This is a genomic window from Streptomyces sp. NPDC058619 (assembly GCF_042717785.1).
Classification (GTDB): domain Bacteria; phylum Actinomycetota; class Actinomycetes; order Streptomycetales; family Streptomycetaceae; genus Streptomyces.
Window position 1 is genome coordinate 228,703 of sequence record NZ_JBHXQN010000002.1, and the last position, 16,929, is coordinate 245,631.

Sequence of the window (16,929 nt, forward strand, 5' to 3'; positions counted from 1 at the left end):
TCTCCCGCGCCGTGCCCGTACGTTCAACATGGCCCTGTCGCAGGGGGCCATCCGGGAGTTCCTCGCTGGCGCGCCTCGTGCCGCAGCAGGGAATGACAACGTTGTCAGGCCTGGCGTGAACCTCCAGGCGGGCGCCGTCGTCGAGCGCCGCGACTGGTACCGCATCACCAACCAGGCGGGCGGCCAGGCCGTCGTCGACATCTTCGACGAGATCGGGTTCTGGGGCGTCAACGCCGCCGCCTTCCAGCGGGAGCTGGCGCAGGTGTCCGCCACCGACATCACCGTGAACCTCTCCAGCCCGGGCGGGGAGATCTTCGAGGGCATCGCGATCTACAATGCGCTGCGCACCCACCCCGCCAACGTCACCGTCCGCGTCTCCGCGCTCGCCGCATCGATCGCCTCCGTCATCGCGCAGGCCGGAGACCGGATCGTCATGCTGTCCGGCAGCCAGATGATGATCCATGAGGGCGCCGGGCTGTGCATGGGCAACGCCGCCGACATGGCGCAGATGGCCGCCCTCCTGGAAAAGCAGTCGGACAACATCGCCGCGATCTATGCCGAGCGCGCGGGCGGGACGCCCGACGAGTGGCGCGAGCGGATGAAGGCCGAGACCTGGTTCAACGCCGAGGAGACCGTCGCGGCGGGCCTGGCCGACGAGGTCGAGACGCTGCCTCGGAAGGGCGAGCAGCCCGCCGAGCAGGTGACCGCCCGCTGGGACCTGTCCGTCTTCAACTACGCCGGCCGCGAGCAGGCGCCCGCCCCGGTCATCAACACGGCGCCCCCGGCGGCCGCCGTCGAGCCGGTCGTCGAGCCCCTGCCCGTCGCTGAGGTGACGGTCCTGGAGATGACGATCCAGGGCGAGCATGGCCCCGAGACCGTCGACCTCCTGCCCCACCTCGCCGCCCCGCCGGCGCCCGCCGCCGAGCCCGAGCCGGACCCCTGGACCGCTCTCACCGCGCGCCTCTGCGAACCCACCACCGACCCGTGGGCCGCAGCCGTCGCCCACCTCACCGACACCACCCCGTCGCACAGCGCGGCGACAGGCAGCGCCTTGAAGGAGGCATCGTGACAACCACCATCCCCACGCCGCGCAACAGCGATGAACTGGCGGAGATGATCGCCGACCCCACCCGGGCCAAGGAGATCTTCGCCACGAAGGAGTCCACGAAGGACTTCATCGACGCCTACGCCCAGCGGCAGCAGGGCGACGGCACCGACATGCAGCGGCAGATCGAAGTCGAGACGCAGCGGCAGCTCGCCAACCTGCTGCGCGACAACGGCCAGAACGCCGACCGGGACAACATCCAGCGGCTGAACCTCGACCCGCAAACCCGGCCGGCGAACATGCTGTCCAGCCACAAGCAGGCCACCGCCTACAACGCGAGGGCCGTCGGCTCGGTCCTCGACGGCAAGTTCGAGAACGCCGCGGATTATTTCCGGCACGCCTGGCACCTCAACCGCGACCCGCAGGCCCTCGCCAAGATGGACGAGCTCCGCAACGCGTACAGCTCCGTCATCCCGGCCGACGGCGGGTTCCTGGTCCCTGAGACGCTGCGCTCGCAGCTGCTGCAGATCGCGCTCGAAGAGTCCGTAGTCCGTCCGCGCGCGACCGTCGTGCCGATGGAAACCGCCCGCGTCCCCTTCCCGATGATCGACTCGACGACCAACGTCGGTTCCGTCTTCGGCGGCATGGTCGGCTACTGGGGTGAGGAGGGCGCCGCCCTCGTCGAGTCCAACCCGAAGTTCGCCCGCGCCGTCCTCGACGCGAAGAAGCTCACCGGCTTCGCCGTCGTCCCGAACGAGCTGCTCCAGGACTCCCTCATCAGCTTCTCGTCGCTGATCGAAACGCTGTGGCCGCAGGCCCTGGCCCACTTCGAAGACCTGGCGTTCATGTCGGGCACCGGTGTCGGCGAGCCCCTTGGCTTCCTGGGCGCCGCCAACCCGGCGGGCGTCGCCGTCACCAAGGAGACCGGCCAGACCGCGGACACCATCGTCGTCGAGAACGTCATCAAGATGTACTCGCGGATGCTGCCGTCCAGCCTCTCGCGCGGCATCTGGGTGTGCTCTCCGGAAGCGATCCCCGAGCTGTACACGATGGCCCTGTCGGTCGGCACGGGTGGCGGCCCGGTCATGCTGACCAACGTCGCCGGCCCCGCCCCGATGACGATCTTCGGTCGGCCGCTCGTCGTCGCGGAGAAAGCCGGTCGCCTCGGCGACCGCTCCGACCTGTGCTTCGTGGACCTGTCGTACTACCTCATCGGCGACCGGCAGCAGATGACCGCCGCGAGCAGCACCGAGTACAAGTTCGGCAACGACCAGACCGCGTACCGGATCATCCAGCGCGTCGACGGCCGGCCGTGGCTCCAGTCCCCGATCACCCCCGCGAACGGCGGACCCACGCTCAGCCCGTTCGTCGAGATCGCGGACCGCGCGTAACAACCCGGCGGGCGCCGGCAATCAACCCCCGGCGCCCGCCACCACCCGGGCCGGCAGTGTCGCCCCGGCAGGGCCCCTCAGACAGGAGAAAAGCTCATGGCACAGGACGGACTGGGACGCCTCTTCGACATCTCGACGGCGTTCGTCCCCACGGACGCGGTCGCGGGTGCAATCACCGGCAAGCGCGTATCGCTGCGCAACGCGGGCGGCTGCACGATCGTCGTGCAGACCACCGGCGCGTCGACGGACATCACCGACGTCGACCTTCAGCAGCACACCGCCTCGTCGGGCGGCACGACCGCCGACCTCGACGTGATCACGTACTACTACTACAAGTCAGAGGCCACCCTCGACGGTGACGAGACCTGGACCCGGGCCACACAGTCCGCCGCCTCGGAGATCACCAACGCCGGCGCCGCATCCGAGGAACTCCTCCTCGTCATCGAGGTCGACGCCCGCCAGCTGTCGGACGGCTACGACTACATCAGCCTCGACATCCCCGACCTCGGCACCAACGGCACCCGGCACTGCTCCGGCCTGTACCTGCTGCGTGACCTCGCGGTCCAGCGCACCCCCGCCAACCTCGTCGCCCCGCTGAGCTAAGGAGCCTGACAGATGTCTGCATCTCCCACGTCGGGCCGCTCTCAGCGGACTCTCGTCCTCGGCTCCGCGCCGGTCTCGAAGGCAACCGGCACGCTCGCCGCGACCACCGTGCCCCTGTTCACAGTGGCTGGCGGCCGGGTCATGGTCACCAGCCTGTTCGGCGTGGTCACCACGTCGATCACGGTGGCCAACAGCTACAAGCTGCAGTTCAACCCCACCACAGGGGACACGACCGACATCAACGCCGCCACGGACATCGGAACCACCGACACCGCGGCCGGCACGGTCATCGGCTTCGGGCAGGGCACCACCGCGGCACCGGCCCTCCTCAAGGGCGGCTACAACATCCCGGCTTCGCTGCCGCTCCCGGTCGGACAGATCGAATCCGTATCTGCTGGGACCGACGGCGATATCACCTGGTACCTGACCTACGTTCCGTTCGACGACGGCGCGACGGTAGTGGCGGCCTGACATGGCGGTCTGGGTGTGCGCGGACTGCACCGCCGTCTACTCGGTGGGTGCTCCGCGCTGCCCGCACTGCCACTCCACGGCCTACCTCGACGAGGGAGAACCCATGCCGAAGATCACCGTTCACGGTGGGGCGTCCAACGCTGCCGCCGACCCCGAGACAGCCGGTGCCGCTGAGCCCCCCGCGAGCGCGGCACCGGCCCCCGACGACGGAGGTGCGTCATCTCCTGGGAAGAGCTCCTCAGCATCGTCAAAGACATCCGAGCAGAGCAGCGAGCCGAACAAGACCGGACCCCCGTCGCCTGCCCGCAAGACGGCGAGCCGCTCAAAGAAGGCCCCGACGGCGAGCTCTTCTGCCCCTGGGACGGATGGCGGCCCGGCGGCCGCCACGTCTGACGACTGACCGCGCCACCCACGACACGGAAGGAGGTGACGAGTGAGCACCATCAACACAGCAGCGGAGGGCCGATCCCGACTCGGGTTGGGTGATGCCGCCGTCCTGGACGTCGGTACGACGGCTGGCACTGTGGCTGCGGGCGATGACGAGCGGTTCTCTGCGGCCAGCCCGTGGGTGTTCGACGTCACCACCTACGGCGCCGTCGGCGATGTCCGGATCGCGACCGACGGCGCCATGTCCTCGGGCAGCGCTGTCCTCACCTGCGCGTCCGGCCCGTTCACGGTCGCGGCCAGCCCCGTCGGGAAGTACGTGATCGTCAAGGGTGCGGCGGCGACTGGCGTGACTAGCTTGGTTACCACCATCGTCAGCAGGCAGAGCGACACCCAGGTCACCCTCGGCAGCAACGCCGGGTCGACGGCCAGCGGCGCCCTCGTCATCTGGGGCACCGACAACACCGCCGCCATCCAGGCCGCGGTCGATGCGGCGGAGGCGTACCTGGCCGCGGGCAGCACGTACGCGCAGGTGTACACCCCGCCGCAGTCGTTCCTCATCGCGGGCCCGCTCAACAACACCAAGAGTGGGAACGGGCAGATCGTGTTCGGGGTGTACCCGACCACCGGCAACAAGCCGATCCTGGAGTTCCGGGGCGAGAGCGACGGGGCGGCCGCGGTCCGGCACTGGCAGCAGACCGTGCCGCAGCTCGCTGGGAGCTGCTGGGTGTCCGCCGGCGTGTTCGCCTCCACCGTCGCGCAGACCAACAGCATCAACGCCGACGGCAACCCGGCCGTGCTGTGCGGGCCCAACGAGGGGTTCGGGTACGGGGCGGCCGCGCTGTTCAGCAACGTCATGCCGGTGATCCGGAACATGGCGATCCTGACGACGCACAGCACGTACGGCCTGACGTACGGCGCCGCCAACCTGTACGGATGCGCCAACGCTCACATCGAAAACCTCGGCATCGGCACGCTCGGTACCGTCGCCAGCCCGTCCACGGACTACACCTCGCCCGGCACCCTCGGTACCGGTCTCAGTGCCGGTCTGCTGCTCCCGGCGCCCGGGAACAACGACAACGTCGTGGCGAAGAATCTGTCCGTCGGGGGCGGCTACACGTACGCGGCGTTCATCACCGAGCACGCGATGGTCGACCGGTACATGGCCCTGTACTGCTGGGCCGGGCTGGTTGCGGTCGGGACGTACGCCAGCTCGGTCGGCTCCGTCCACGCCATGAAGATCCTCAACGCGAGCATCGAGGCGTGCACCAACGAGCTGTACATCATGGGGACCGGCTCGAACGGGATCGGCCCGATCGTCGACATCGACCAGCTGTCCACCGAGTCGGGGACGCCGAACATCGCGGGCAGCAGCGCCGGAGCGATGGCCGCCGCGCGCGGCATCGTCCGCCTGACCGGCCTGTTCACCGAGTCCGGTGTGACCGTCGGCAACCCGTGCGGCATCAAATTGATCAACGCGCAGGCCCCGTTCCCCGTTCGGGCCGTGTCGACGAGCCAGACTGTGCGCGTTATTGACGACGTGCTGCTCGTCGACGCCACCGCGGGCGCCCGGGTCATCACCCTGATCTCGGCCGTGGCCACCCCGAACAGCTACACCGTCAAGAAGGTCGACGTGTCGGGCAACACGGTCACCATCGCGGCCGCAGGTGCGGAGACGATCGACGGCGCCGCGACCAAAGTCCTCTCCGCCCAGTGGGATACCGCCACGGTCATCCCCTCCGGCGGCAACTGGTACGTGGTCGCATGAGCACCCTCAGCACAGCCGGAGACGCCCGCGCGAACCTGCTCCTCGACGCCGACCTGCCGTCCGAGCAAGGCCTCCTCGCCTGGACGTACGACCCGAACATGGCCGGGCACGTCACCGCCCAGTCCTCGGGCGGCGTCGCCGGCCGGATCACCCTCGTCCGAATCCTGATCCGGCGCCGCATCACCTGGTCGAACGTGTGGATCGGCCTGTCCGGCGTCGACGCGGGGGCGTCCCTCGCAAACTGCTTCCTCGGCGTGTACGACGCGGCGGGCACCCTGCGCGGCACGACCGCCGACATCTCCGCCAGCCTCATGACCGGCGCCACCGCGAAGGCCCTCCCGCTGACGGCCCCGTTCGACGCGGAGCCCGGCGCGTACTACATAGCCATGCTCCTCAACGGCACCTGGACCACGAACTCGCTGCACTTCAAGGCCAGCGGCGCCGGGGTGTCCGTCAACGCGGGCCTCACCGCGCCGAACCTGCGCTACGCCAACATGCTCACCGCACAGACCAGCCTCCCGACCAGCCTCACCCTCGCCAACCAGCTGACAACGATCATCACGACCGGCTGGGCCTCCCAGTGGTACGGGGTGAGCTGACCATGGGCATCTGGTACGCCACCCGCGAGGACGTGCAGCGCGCCCTCGACAGCAAAGAGACCGCCCGCAACGCTGGGCAGATCGACCGTGGTCTGGACGCCGGTTCCCGGGCGGCCGAAAGGCTGTGCCACCGGATCTTCTACCCGGAGATCGCCACGCGGGCCTTCGACTGGCCGAACGCGCAGCGCGCGGGCGCAAGCCGCCTGTGGCTCGACGGCAACGAGCTGCTGTCCGTCAGCGCCATCACCTCGGGCGGCACCGCCATCAGCCCGGCGGACGTCCTGCTGGAGCCCGCCGCGTACGGGCCGCCGTACAACCGGCTGGAGCTGTCCCTCGCCTCCAGCGCGGCGTTCGGTGGCGGCCCGACGTGGCAGCGGGACATCTCCATCACCGGCCTGTGGGCGGGCTGCCCCGTCGAGGAGACCACGTCTGGGACCGTCGTCGGCGCCCTCGACGCAACCCAGACGACCGTGGCCGTGGACGGCCCGGCGTCCGCCCGGCTCGGCGTCGGTGGCCTCCTGCGCGTTGACACCGAGCGGATGACCGTTACCGAGCGGGCCATGCTCGCCACCGGCCAGACCCTCACCGCCAACCTCGACGTCAAGGCCGCCTCGGTCCTCGTGACCGTCGCCTCGACGGCCGGGTTCACCGCCGGGGAGGTCGTCCTCGTCGACGGCGAGCGCATGCTGATCGTCGACGTTGCCGGCAGCAACCTGGTCGTGAAGCGCGGCTGGGATGGCAGCGCCCTGGCCGCGCACACCACGGGCGCCGCCGTGTACGCCTCGCGGTCCCTGACCGTCCGCCGCGGTGTCCTCGGCACGACGGCCGCCGCCCATAGCGCGGCCGCGCCGGTGCACCGCTGGGAGCCGCCCGCGTTGATCCGCACCCTGGCGATCGGCGAGGCCTTGAGCACCCTCGGCCAGGAGCACTCGGCGTACATCACCACGGTCCGCTCCAGCGAGTCGGGCGGCGAGCGGACCCGCGACCTCCGCGGGATCGCCGCGCTGCGCCAGCAGGTCTACGACGCCTACGGCCGTATGGCCAGGATCAGGGGGGTCTGATGATGTCCGACGTCGAGATCGTCACGACGGGCCCGCTGTTCGACGGGCGGGCCGCTACCGCGCTCGCCGAGTACGCCGACGATCTCCGCGAGCACCTCGCTGAGTTCGCCGAGGAGCACGCCCTCAATCTGATGGGCCTCGCCTTCAAGCATCCGACGGGCTACTACGAGTCGCAGGTCATGACCGAGCGGGTGTCCGCCGAGGTGTCCCGCGTCCACGACTCCGGGGTGGTCTACGGGCCGTGGCTGGAGGGCGTCGGCTCCCGAAATTTCCCCGTCACCCGCTTCAAGGGCTACCAGCACTGGCGGCAGACGAAAGCCGTGCTGGCCGCGCGGGCGCCGGAGATGGCGCAGCGACTGCTGGAACGCTACCTGCCGAGGGTGAGGTGACCCGATGACCCTCAACATCGCCGGGATCCTCGACGGAGTCGTCTCCCACGCCATGGCCTTGGGCCGGTTCGAGCAGGTCAACGGCCACGAGCCGGTGAAGAACGCGCCGTCGCTGGGCCTGACCGCCGCGGTGTGGGTGGACGCGGTCCAGCCGGTGCGGGCGTCCGGCCTGGACTCGACAACCGTCCGCCTCGCCGTCAACGTGCGGATCTACACGTCGGCGCAGTCCGAGCCGGCCGACGCGATCGACCCGGACATGATGGCCGCGGTCGATGAGCTGTGCGCGGCGTACGTCGGCGACTACACGCTGGACGGCCTGGTCAGGAACGTGGACGTCCTGGGCGCGCACGGTGTGCCGCTGTTCGTCCGCGCCGGCTACCTCCAGCAGGGCGGCGCCACGTTCCGGGTGATGACGATCACCCTTCCCCTCATCGTGAATGATCTCTGGGAGCAGGTGGCCTGATGGCAAAGCAGTCCGGGCTCGGCGATGCGCTGTACATCGCGGGCTACGACCTGTCCGGTGACATCGGCGCCGTCAACGGCATCAGCGGGGGCCCCGCGCTCCTCGACGTGACCGGCATCGACAAGTCCGCGTTCGAGCGGATCGGCGGGCGCCGCGACGGCCACATCGACTACACGTCGTTCTTCAACCCGGCGGTTGGCCGGGCGCACGCCCGCCTGTCGGCGCTGCCCACCACCGACGTGATCATGACGTATTTCCGGGGCACCACCCTGGGCGGCGCGTCCGCGAACCTCGTGTCGAAGCAGCTCAACTACGACCCCACCCGGGCGGACGACGGCGCGCTCACCTTCGCCGGATCCAACCAGGGCAACGGCTACGGCCTGGAGTGGGGCACGAACCTCACCGCAGGGAAGCGGACAGACACCACCGGCACGAACGGCAGCAGCGTCGACTTCGGCACCGGGTCGACTCTGTTCGGCCTCCAGGCGTACCTGCACGTGTTCGCGTTCACCGGGACCAGCGTCACCGTGAAGCTCCAGGAGTCCAGCGACAACGGCGGCGCCGATGCCTGGGCCGACGTTACCGGCGGTGGTTTCACCGCGGCGACCGGCGTGACCAGCCAGCGGATCGTCACTTCCGACACCCAGACCGTCGAGCGGTACCTCCGCGTCGTGACGACCGGGACTTTCACCAGCGCGGTCTTCGCCGTGTCCGTCAACCGCAACGAGGTTGCGACCAGCTTCTAGGAGGTGCCATGCAGCAGTCCATCAACCGGATCGACCCGTTGTACGCCGTGCAGGCGTACCAGACGTACAGCATCCGCCGGCAGCCCGACGTTCTCGTACGGGCGGCCTGCCAGCAGGTCGGCTGTTCGGCGTGGCTGTCCGGCTGGGAGTCGACGGTCGACGAGATGACGTCGCTGGGCCGGTCGCAGGCCGCGTACATCCGCACGCAGGCCGGGCGGACGTTCAGCGAGCTGCGCACCGCCGCGGGTCTGACGGTCTTCCGGTTCGACTCCGGGCAGCGGTGCTTCGCGGAGCACAAGACGAACCCGGAGACCTACGGGGTTCGGGACGGCGACTGGCGGGGCAACCCGACGGGCCGGGTCCGCCAGCACCAGCGCCCCAGTGACTGGGTCGAGGACTTCGGTGAGCACCAGCTGGTGCTCACCGACCAGCAGCAGAAGGGATAGACCATGGCGAAGGAAAGCGGCCTCGGCTGGACCACGTGCAGCGTCGATGACGCGTCGGGGTCCCCGCAGGCGATCAAAAACGATGTCACCAATCTCCAGTTCGCGACGCCGCGAGCGGTGCAGGACGTCACCGGTATCGACAAGTCAGCGATGGAACGGCTGCTCCTGCTCGCCGACTTCTCGATCACCCTGAACGGGGTTTTCAACGACGCGGCCAACCAGAGCCACGCCGTGTTCAAGACGGTCCCCAGCACGAGCGTCGCCCGGACGGTGACCCTCGCCGTCAGCGGCCAGACCCTCACCAACGAATGCCTGTTCACCGACTACCCGCTCCAGCGGTCCGACTCCGGCGAACTGACCTGGGCCGTACCCGGCGTCCTGTCCGACGGCACTGTCCCGGTCTGGAGCTAATACCACGTCATGGCATCCCTGGAAGGCTTCCGGGCGCTCTGCCACAACTGCAATTTCGGTCGACAGATAAACGGCGGCGTTTGTCCGCACAACCAATAGGGGGCTCACCGTGGGCTACAGGCACAAGATTCCGCGTATCCACCTCGACTTCGAGGAAGGCCACGACTACCACGGCTGCGAGGCCGTCCTCCGCCGTCTGACCCTGGGCGAGTGGCTGGAGATCACTGGCATGGGCGCCGGGACCCCCGAGGTCCGCCACGTCGGCGACCAGCTTCGGAAGATGGCCGACAAGCTGATCTCCTGGAACCTGGAAGAGGAGGACGGCACCCCGGTCCCCACGACGCAGGAGGCCGTCCTCGCTCAGGACCAGGCCCTGATGCTCGCCATCCTCAACGGCTGGATGGACTCGCTCTCCAAAGAGGCTGAGGTGCCTGCCCCTTTGGAGCCGAGCTCGCCCGATGGCGAGCCGTTCCCGGAGGCGTCGCTACCGATGGAACCCCTGTCCGACAGCCTCGTGAGCTAGCCCACGCGGATTTGATCCTCGGGCTGTGCGAGCGGTTCCACTGCCTGCCCAGCGCCATCTACAGCGAGCCGATCGAACTGCTCCAACTCATCAAGATCCAACAGACTGGACGTACGGAAGGGGACGCGGATGGCGAATGACGTGGAAATCCGGGTTCGCGTCTCCAACCAGTCCGCCGGCGGCCTGGCCCCCGTCAACGCCTCAATGCGGCAGCTCCGCCAGAGCGCGCGCGACGCAAGCCAGTCCGTAACCCAACTTCGTACGGCACTGGCCAGTACGGCCGCATTCGACGTGTCCCTCAACGACCGCACCGAGACCGGCGTGGCCGAGCTCCGGGCCCGGATCGCGGCGCTGCGTGGCGAGGCCCCGGTCCGGCTGAACGTCGAGGTTCACGGCGACAGCGCCGAGCTGGCGACGTCCGCCCGCGCGATGCGTGAGCTCCGGACCAGCGCCACCGTCACGGGCACCGCGATGACGGCGCTGACGGGCCGGGCGGGGGCGGCCGCCGCGGCGCTGGTGGTCCTCCGGCACGCTGTCGACGAGGCGGCGCAGGCCCTGCGGTCCCTCCGGGGGCAGGCGGCGCTCGCCTCGGTCGCGTTGCAGGAGCTGCGGGCGTCGAGCACCAGCCTGTCGACGTCGTTGCGGAGCGTGTCCCGGAGCGCGGACAGTGCGGGCGGCCGCATGGACGCGATGGCTACCCGGGTGGGCGCCCTGCGCGGGCAGATGAGCGGCCTCGACGACGCACTGCGCGGGGTCGGCGGGCGCCTGGCCGCGGTCCGCGGGAACGTTGGGTCGCTCGGGTCGTCGGCCGGGAACTCCGCGGACGGCATGAACAAGCTGCTCCTTGCCGCGCTGGCCCTGGCGCCGGCCATCATCCCGGTCGCGGCGGCTGTCGCCCCGGTCGCGGCGGGCCTGGGCGCGGCGGGTGTGGCCGTCATGGCGTTCACGGCGGCGGTCATCCCGCAGATCAAAGCGCTCGGTGAGGTGTCGAAGGCGGAGCAGGCGGTCACCGACGCGCGCGAGCAGTTCGGGCGGACGTCGGCGCAGGCGATGCGCGCGGAGGCCGCGTTCACGCAGCAACTCGCCCACACCCCGCGCGTCGTGCAGGAAGGCGCCGCCGCGTTCACCCTGTTCAAGACGGCCTACAAGGACTGGTCCGACGGGCTGGCCAGTGACACCCTGCCCGTGGCGACGAAGGGGTTCGCGGCGCTCGGGGCCCTGTTTCCGAAACTAACGCCGCTGGTGAGAGGCTCGTCGGAGCAGCTGTCCCGGTTCATGACGATCCTCGCCGGCGGTATCGAGTCCCCCGGCTTCGACCGGCTCATGGCCCGGTTCACCAAGTTTTCGACGGAGACCCTGGCGCGCGCGAACCTGGGCGTCGTACGGCTGGCGGAGTCCCTGGCCTCCGGCACGGCGTCCGGCGGGATCGCCGAGTTCATGCGGTTCGCCGAGGAGCACGGGCCGCTCGTCGCGGACACCCTCGGCAATCTGGCCGAGGCCGTCGGCCGGCTCCTCGTCGCGGCCGCGGAGACAGGCGTCGGCGTCCTCGGCCTGGTCAACGCTTTCGCGCAGATGGTCAACGCGATCCCGCCGGAGCTCCTGGCCCGGCTGGTGCAGCTGGCATCGGCGTTCGCCATGGTGCGTCTGGCGGCGGCCGCGCTGGGTGCTGTCGCCCCTGCGGTCATGGCTGCGTCGGGCGCCGTGGCCATGTTCATCCGCTCGGCCCGCTTCGCCGGGGTGAGCGCTGCGATCCAGGGTGTGACGGCCAGCCTGTCCGCGATGCAGAAGTCCACGGTCGTCCTGGCTGTGCTGACGGCGGTCGTCATGGGGATCAACGAGCTGGCGGAACGGGCGAAGGGGGCGCCGCCGGACGTCGACCGGCTGACGACCAGCCTCAAGAAGTTGGGCGAGGCCGGGAAGTTCACGGGGGAACTCAAGTCGACGTTCGGCGATATGGACGGGTTCGTTCAGAAGGTCGCGGAGATGAAGGCGGCCACGAAGACCTTCGACATGGCCGAGCAGTTCGGATCCTGGGTGCCGGGCATCGAGGCCGTCACCCGGATGACGGGCAAGCTCGACGAGCTCGTACGCGGATCGAAGTCCCTGAGCGCGACGAAAGAAGATTTCAAGGCCTTCGACGAGGCATTTGCCGGCATGGCGAAGTCCGGGTACGCCGAGGAAGCCAGCATCCAGTTCATGCAGTTCGAGCAGGCGCTGCGGGCCGCCGGGGCCACCTCGCAGGAGATCGCGGCGATCTTCCCGGAGTACCAGGGTGCGGTGGCGGGACTGGCGGCTGAGCAGGAGTTGGCGGCCCGCAGCATGGGCGTCTTCGGCGAGCAGGCCATGGCGGTGCAGGCGAAGTTGGAGATGCAAAAGCAGAGCGTGTCGGGGCTGGTGCAGTCGCTGCACGCCCTCAACGAGGTGTACTTGCTCGCGCGTGGCGGGGTCCGGGCGATGGAGGCGGCGATCGACGCGGCCGCCGAGGCCCTCAAGCGGAACGGGGCGACGCTCGACGAGAACACCGAGAAGGGCCGCGCCAACAACCAGGCCCTCGACGACCTTGCGGCCACCACCATGCGGGCGGTCGAGGCCACGATGGCTAACGGGCAGGGCTGGGAAGCGGCGCAGGAGGTGTGGGAGCGGGGCCGCGGGAAACTTATCGAGAGCGCCGGCGCGATGGGCATGACCGAGGCGCAGGCCCGCTCGCTCGCCAATCAGATCCTGGCGACGCCGGACAAAACAGCCTACCTGCGGGCCAACAGCGAGGATCTGCACACGAAGCTGAGGGACGCACAGTCGCGGCTGGCGAAGGCCCCGCTGGACAAGCAGGCGTCCATCAGGGCGGAGATCTCGGACCTGATGGCCAAGGTCCGGCAGGCGGACGCCGCCGTGAACGGCCTTGATGATCGAACCGTATTCATCAACACCGTGTACCGGACGTTCCGTGAGCAGCACCCGGGCGGGCAGGCGCGGGCCCATGGCGGTCTCATCGGCGCCGCGGGCGGCGGGCCCCGCTCCCGGATGACGCTGGTCGGCGAGCAGGGCCCGGAGCTGGTGGATCTGGCGCCCGGCTCCCGGGTCCGGTCGAACCCTGACTCGAAGCGGATCGCGGACGGCATGGCCGGCGGGGCCGGCGCGAGCATGCCGGTCCTGGAGATCCAGTCGTCGGGGTCGAGGGTCGACGACATGCTGCTGGAGCTGCTGCGGGAGTCGATCCGGGTGCGGGGCGGCGACGTTCAGCTGGTCCTCGGGGGGCGGCGCTCATGACGTTCCCGCAGACGCCCTTGGGTCTCCAGACCGACCTGATGATCGACGGCGCCTGGACGGAGATCACTTCCGACGTCTACACCCGCAACGAGATCCGCATCAGCCGCGGCCGCGCCAACGAGGGCGGGCAGGTCGACGCGGGCCGCTGCTCGCTGACCTTGAACAATCGGCTGGGGAAGTACGCGCCGAAGAACCCGACGGGCGAGTACTACGGGAAGATCGGCCGCAACACCCTGATCAGGGTCAGCGTCAACACCGGGACCCCGTTTCTCGACCTCACCGCCAGCACCGAGCAGCGGGCCAGCACAGTGGACCATGCGTCGCTCGACATCACGGGCGATATCGACGTCCGTTTCGAGGGGCGCCTCGATGACTGGTCGCCGTACGTGACGACGTCACTGATGGGGAAGTGGCTGGAGTCCACCGACCAGCGGTCGTGGCGGCTGCTGCTGTACCGGGGCTGCCTGCAACTCGCCTGGTCGACGTCCGGGACGTCCGGCGCGGTCCAGTCGTCGACGTCCACGGCGCGCCTGAACGCGGCGCCGGGCGCGCCGCTGGCGGTGCGGGCGACCCTCGACGTCAACAACGGGGCCGCCGGCCGGACCGTGACGTTCTACACCTCGGACAGCTTGTCGGGGACGTGGACGCAGCTCGGTGACCCGGTCGTTACCAGCGGCACGACCAGCATTTTCAACAGCACCGCGAGCGTGGACGTGGGGCACCTGACGCTCGGGGACACCCCGGGCTGCACGGGCCGGGTCCACGCGGTGGAAGTCCGCAACGGTATCGGCGGCAGCGCCGTCGCGAACCCCGTGTTTACCGCGCAGGCCGTCGGCGCCACAACGTGGGCGGACGCGGCGGGCCGCACGTGGACGGTGTCGGACGCGAGCCTGATCTCCAACCGGCGCACCCGCTTCGTCGGCGAGGTGACGTCGTGGCCTACCCGCTGGGACACCTCCGGCAAGGACATCTGGGTACCGGTCGAAGCCGCCGGGATCCTGCGCCGGCTGGGCCGCCGGCAGGCGCCGATCAAGTCTTCGATGCGGCGCGAGCTCGCCAGCCCGGCGCGGGCCGGGATCGTCGCCTACTGGCCGTGCGAGGACGGCGACTCCGCGACGTTCCTCGCGTCGGCCATCGAGCAGGCCCCACCCCTGATGATCACGGGGACGTTGCGGACAGGCTCGTACAGCGGGTGGGCGGCGTCCGCCGCGCTGCCCGTGCACACGGCCGACAGCCGTCTCACCGGGTCCGTACCTGCACCCGCACCCGCAGGGTTCACGGGGTTCCTCTCGCTGCGCCTGTTCGCAGACTTTTCGCAGGCCATCACCGGCACCCCGCTGCTCATGTCGATGACGACGACGGGGATGCGCAGCTACAGCATCTACGTCGACTCCGTCGGCGACTTGAAGCTGATCGTGGTGGACACCGGCTCGGCGGCGACGCTCGTCGACTCGGGCTGGCTGCCGTTCGCGATCGGCCAGCAGTCCGTCATCGTCGCCCTCGACCTGAGGACCGCGGGCGTCGGTGTCGACTGGGACCTGACCGTTTTTTACCTGGACGGTCTTTCCCCGACGTCCGGCACCACGTCCAGCGGCACCGTCGCCCTGACGGCCATCGGCGCGGCCACCGACGTCGTCATAGGTGACGGCCTCGACGGGGTTGCCGTCGGCCACGTCGCGGTCGGCAACACCGCCGACGCGTTCACCTCCACCGGACCGGCGACGATCGCGAACCGGGGCGAGACCGCGGCCTCCCGGATCGCCCGCCTCGGCGCCGAGGAGGACATCCCCGTCGCGGTCAGTGACGCGGGCAGCGAGCAGCTCGGCAACCAGCGCGCCGCGACCATCATGGAACTGTGGCGGGAGGCCGAGGCCGCCGACCACGGTCTGCTGTACGAGTCGAGGAACACCCTGGCGGCCGCGTACCGGGACCTGACGTCGCTGTGCAACCAGACGCCGACGGCCGCCCTCACCTACTCCACCGACCTGATGCCGCCCCTCGACCCCATCGACGACGACCAGATGACCCTGAACGACGCGATCGTGCAGCGGACCGGGGGCGCGACCGGCTACGCCTCCCTCGAATCGGGGGCCCTGTCCGTCCTGCCCCCTCCGGCCGGAGTCAACCGGTACTCCGAGAGCTTCACCCTCAACCTGCACACCGACCAACAGACCACCAACCATGCGGGGTGGCTGGTCAACCTGGGGACCGTCGACGAGCACCGGTACCCGACGATCCGTGTGGCGCTACAGGCGAACCCGGAGCTGATCGGCACAGTCGCCGAACTCGACTGCGGAGACCGCCTGCAAGTCCTGAGCCCGCCGGTGGCGAAACTCCCGCCGGGAACGATCGACCAACTGGTGCAGGGCTACACCGAGACACTGTGGCAGTACGAGTGGGACCTGCGGTTTCACTGCGCGCCGGCGTCCCCGTACACGGTGATCATCCTCGACGACGATGACCACCTGGACACGGACGGCTCCGTCCTCGGAGCCGCGGCTACCAACTCGGCGACGACGCTGGTCGTGCACACCACGCAGACCGCTGACGGGCTGGTCCCGATCTGGACGGAGACCCCGGCCGACTACCCGTTCAGGCTGCGGGTCGGCGGGGAGGTCGTCACCGCGACCGCAGGCGCGCCGCTCGCCGCGGACACGTTCACGCGGACGGTCGCCGCGGGCGGCTGGGGCACCGCTTCGGACGGCCACACCTACACGCTGACAAACGGGACGGCGGCGGAGCGGTCGGTGGCCGCAACGTACGGAATCGTGACGCTGGCATCAGCGCCAACAACGATCCGGCACCAGACGGTCGCCGAGACCTGCCAGGACGTCGAGATCCGGGCGGCGGTCGCAGTGTCCGCGACGGCAACCGGCGGCTCGCTGGTCGCGGCGCTCCTCTGCCGGTGGCAGAGCTCGTCCGCCTACTACCGGGTCCGTGTCGAATTCACCACCGGCAGCACCGTGTCGTTGACGCTGACCCGCGGGGGCACCGTTACCGGCTCAACAGTAAGTACCGGCGTCACCTACACACCGGGCGCCGTGATCGAGGTCCGGGTCCGGGTCATCGGCAACCGTGTCCTAGCCCGCGCCTGGGCAACCGGAGCTGTCGAGCCGGTGACGTGGCACCTCGACGAGACAGTCGTCTCCAGCCCGATCACGGACGGAGTCGTCGGCCTGGCCGCGTCCGGCCTCACCGGCAACACCAACGTGTCACCGCAGATCCGCTTTCACGACTGGGTGGTCCTGTCGCCGCAGCGCCTCACCGTCACCCGGTCCTACAACGCGATCAGCAAGGCCCAGGTCGCCGGTGAGGACATCCGGCTTGCCAATCCCCCCATCCTCGGACTGTAGGAGACCACC

The 16,929-nt window shown here is 69.7% G+C and carries 15 protein-coding genes; all 15 read left to right on the plus strand.

Translation table 11 applies throughout. The annotated features are described in order from the left end of the window. The first annotated feature begins 115 nt into the window (after window positions 1-115). The 15 genes from ACFWTC_RS03190 to ACFWTC_RS03260 all read left to right on the plus strand — a co-directional run bounded on the left by ACFWTC_RS03190 (window position 116) and on the right by ACFWTC_RS03260 (window position 16,920). The gene (locus ACFWTC_RS03190; protein ID WP_384025579.1) at window positions 116-1,069 is read left to right on the plus strand and encodes a head maturation protease, ClpP-related; all 954 of its coding nucleotides are present in this window, start codon (window positions 116-118) and stop codon (window positions 1,067-1,069) included. Next, window positions 1,066-2,436 (plus strand): phage major capsid protein, encoded by a 1,371-nt coding sequence (locus ACFWTC_RS03195; RefSeq protein WP_384025582.1) that lies wholly within the window; start codon window positions 1,066-1,068, stop codon window positions 2,434-2,436. Before ACFWTC_RS03190 ends, ACFWTC_RS03195 begins: the two co-directional genes overlap by 4 nt. Before the next feature lie 96 nt (window positions 2,437-2,532). Then, window positions 2,533-3,039, plus strand: a complete 507-nt coding sequence (locus ACFWTC_RS03200; protein ID WP_384025585.1) for a hypothetical protein — start codon at window positions 2,533-2,535, stop codon at window positions 3,037-3,039. 12 nt (window positions 3,040-3,051) lie between these two features. Further along, window positions 3,052-3,510, plus strand: coding sequence for a hypothetical protein (locus ACFWTC_RS03205; RefSeq protein ID WP_384025588.1), 459 nt, complete (start codon window positions 3,052-3,054; stop codon window positions 3,508-3,510). Window positions 3,511-3,943: 433 nt separating this feature from the next. Continuing rightward, entirely contained in the window at window positions 3,944-5,662 is a 1,719-nt protein-coding gene (locus tag ACFWTC_RS03210; RefSeq protein ID WP_384074025.1) for a hypothetical protein, read from the plus strand. Beyond that, the gene (locus ACFWTC_RS03215) at window positions 5,659-6,261 is read left to right on the plus strand and encodes a hypothetical protein (RefSeq protein ID WP_384025594.1); all 603 of its coding nucleotides are present in this window, start codon (window positions 5,659-5,661) and stop codon (window positions 6,259-6,261) included. Before ACFWTC_RS03210 ends, ACFWTC_RS03215 begins: the two co-directional genes overlap by 4 nt. 2 nt (window positions 6,262-6,263) lie before the next feature. Next, window positions 6,264-7,322, plus strand: a complete 1,059-nt coding sequence (locus ACFWTC_RS03220) for a hypothetical protein (protein ID WP_384025597.1) — start codon at window positions 6,264-6,266, stop codon at window positions 7,320-7,322. Further along, entirely contained in the window at window positions 7,322-7,711 is a 390-nt protein-coding gene (locus ACFWTC_RS03225) for a hypothetical protein (protein WP_384025600.1), read from the plus strand. Before ACFWTC_RS03220 ends, ACFWTC_RS03225 begins: the two co-directional genes overlap by 1 nt. 4 nt (window positions 7,712-7,715) lie before the next feature. Then, window positions 7,716-8,174, plus strand: a complete 459-nt coding sequence (locus ACFWTC_RS03230; RefSeq protein ID WP_384025603.1) for a hypothetical protein — start codon at window positions 7,716-7,718, stop codon at window positions 8,172-8,174. After that, on the plus strand, window positions 8,174-8,920 hold the full coding sequence (locus tag ACFWTC_RS03235) for a hypothetical protein (RefSeq protein WP_384025606.1): 747 nt from the start codon (window positions 8,174-8,176) through the stop codon (window positions 8,918-8,920). The genes ACFWTC_RS03230 and ACFWTC_RS03235 overlap by 1 nt, the downstream gene beginning before the upstream one ends. 8 nt (window positions 8,921-8,928) lie before the next feature. Continuing rightward, window positions 8,929-9,366, plus strand: coding sequence for a hypothetical protein (locus tag ACFWTC_RS03240; RefSeq protein WP_384025609.1), 438 nt, complete (start codon window positions 8,929-8,931; stop codon window positions 9,364-9,366). A 3-nt stretch (window positions 9,367-9,369) separates the two neighbouring features. Beyond that, complete coding sequence (locus ACFWTC_RS03245) at window positions 9,370-9,777, plus strand: hypothetical protein (protein ID WP_384025612.1); 408 nt, start codon at window positions 9,370-9,372, stop codon at window positions 9,775-9,777. Window positions 9,778-9,886: 109 nt separating this feature from the next. After that, window positions 9,887-10,300, plus strand: coding sequence for a hypothetical protein (locus tag ACFWTC_RS03250; RefSeq protein WP_384025615.1), 414 nt, complete (start codon window positions 9,887-9,889; stop codon window positions 10,298-10,300). A gap of 129 nt (window positions 10,301-10,429) precedes the next feature. Further along, window positions 10,430-13,567, plus strand: coding sequence for a hypothetical protein (locus tag ACFWTC_RS03255; protein ID WP_384025618.1), 3,138 nt, complete (start codon window positions 10,430-10,432; stop codon window positions 13,565-13,567). Continuing rightward, on the plus strand, window positions 13,564-16,920 hold the full coding sequence (locus ACFWTC_RS03260) for a hypothetical protein (RefSeq protein WP_384025621.1): 3,357 nt from the start codon (window positions 13,564-13,566) through the stop codon (window positions 16,918-16,920). The genes ACFWTC_RS03255 and ACFWTC_RS03260 overlap by 4 nt, the downstream gene beginning before the upstream one ends. Window positions 16,921-16,929: the final 9 nt, after the last annotated feature.

Excerpts from the sequence above, each read along its gene's own strand:
- ACFWTC_RS03200 (WP_384025585.1), top strand. The coding sequence starts at position 2,533 with ATGGCACAGGACGGACTGGGACGCCTCTTCGACATCTCGACGGCGTTC.
- ACFWTC_RS03205 (WP_384025588.1), top strand. The coding sequence starts at position 3,052 with ATGTCTGCATCTCCCACGTCGGGCCGCTCTCAGCGGACTCTCGTCCTC.
- ACFWTC_RS03215 (WP_384025594.1), top strand. The coding sequence starts at position 5,659 with ATGAGCACCCTCAGCACAGCCGGAGACGCCCGCGCGAACCTGCTCCTC.
- ACFWTC_RS03220 (WP_384025597.1), top strand. The coding sequence starts at position 6,264 with ATGGGCATCTGGTACGCCACCCGCGAGGACGTGCAGCGCGCCCTCGAC.
- ACFWTC_RS03225 (WP_384025600.1), top strand. The coding sequence starts at position 7,322 with ATGATGTCCGACGTCGAGATCGTCACGACGGGCCCGCTGTTCGACGGG.
- ACFWTC_RS03230 (WP_384025603.1), top strand. The coding sequence starts at position 7,716 with ATGACCCTCAACATCGCCGGGATCCTCGACGGAGTCGTCTCCCACGCC.
- ACFWTC_RS03235 (WP_384025606.1), top strand. The coding sequence starts at position 8,174 with ATGGCAAAGCAGTCCGGGCTCGGCGATGCGCTGTACATCGCGGGCTAC.
- ACFWTC_RS03240 (WP_384025609.1), top strand. The coding sequence starts at position 8,929 with ATGCAGCAGTCCATCAACCGGATCGACCCGTTGTACGCCGTGCAGGCG.
- ACFWTC_RS03245 (WP_384025612.1), top strand. The coding sequence starts at position 9,370 with ATGGCGAAGGAAAGCGGCCTCGGCTGGACCACGTGCAGCGTCGATGAC.
- ACFWTC_RS03255 (WP_384025618.1), top strand. The coding sequence starts at position 10,430 with ATGGCGAATGACGTGGAAATCCGGGTTCGCGTCTCCAACCAGTCCGCC.
- ACFWTC_RS03260 (WP_384025621.1), top strand. The coding sequence starts at position 13,564 with ATGACGTTCCCGCAGACGCCCTTGGGTCTCCAGACCGACCTGATGATC.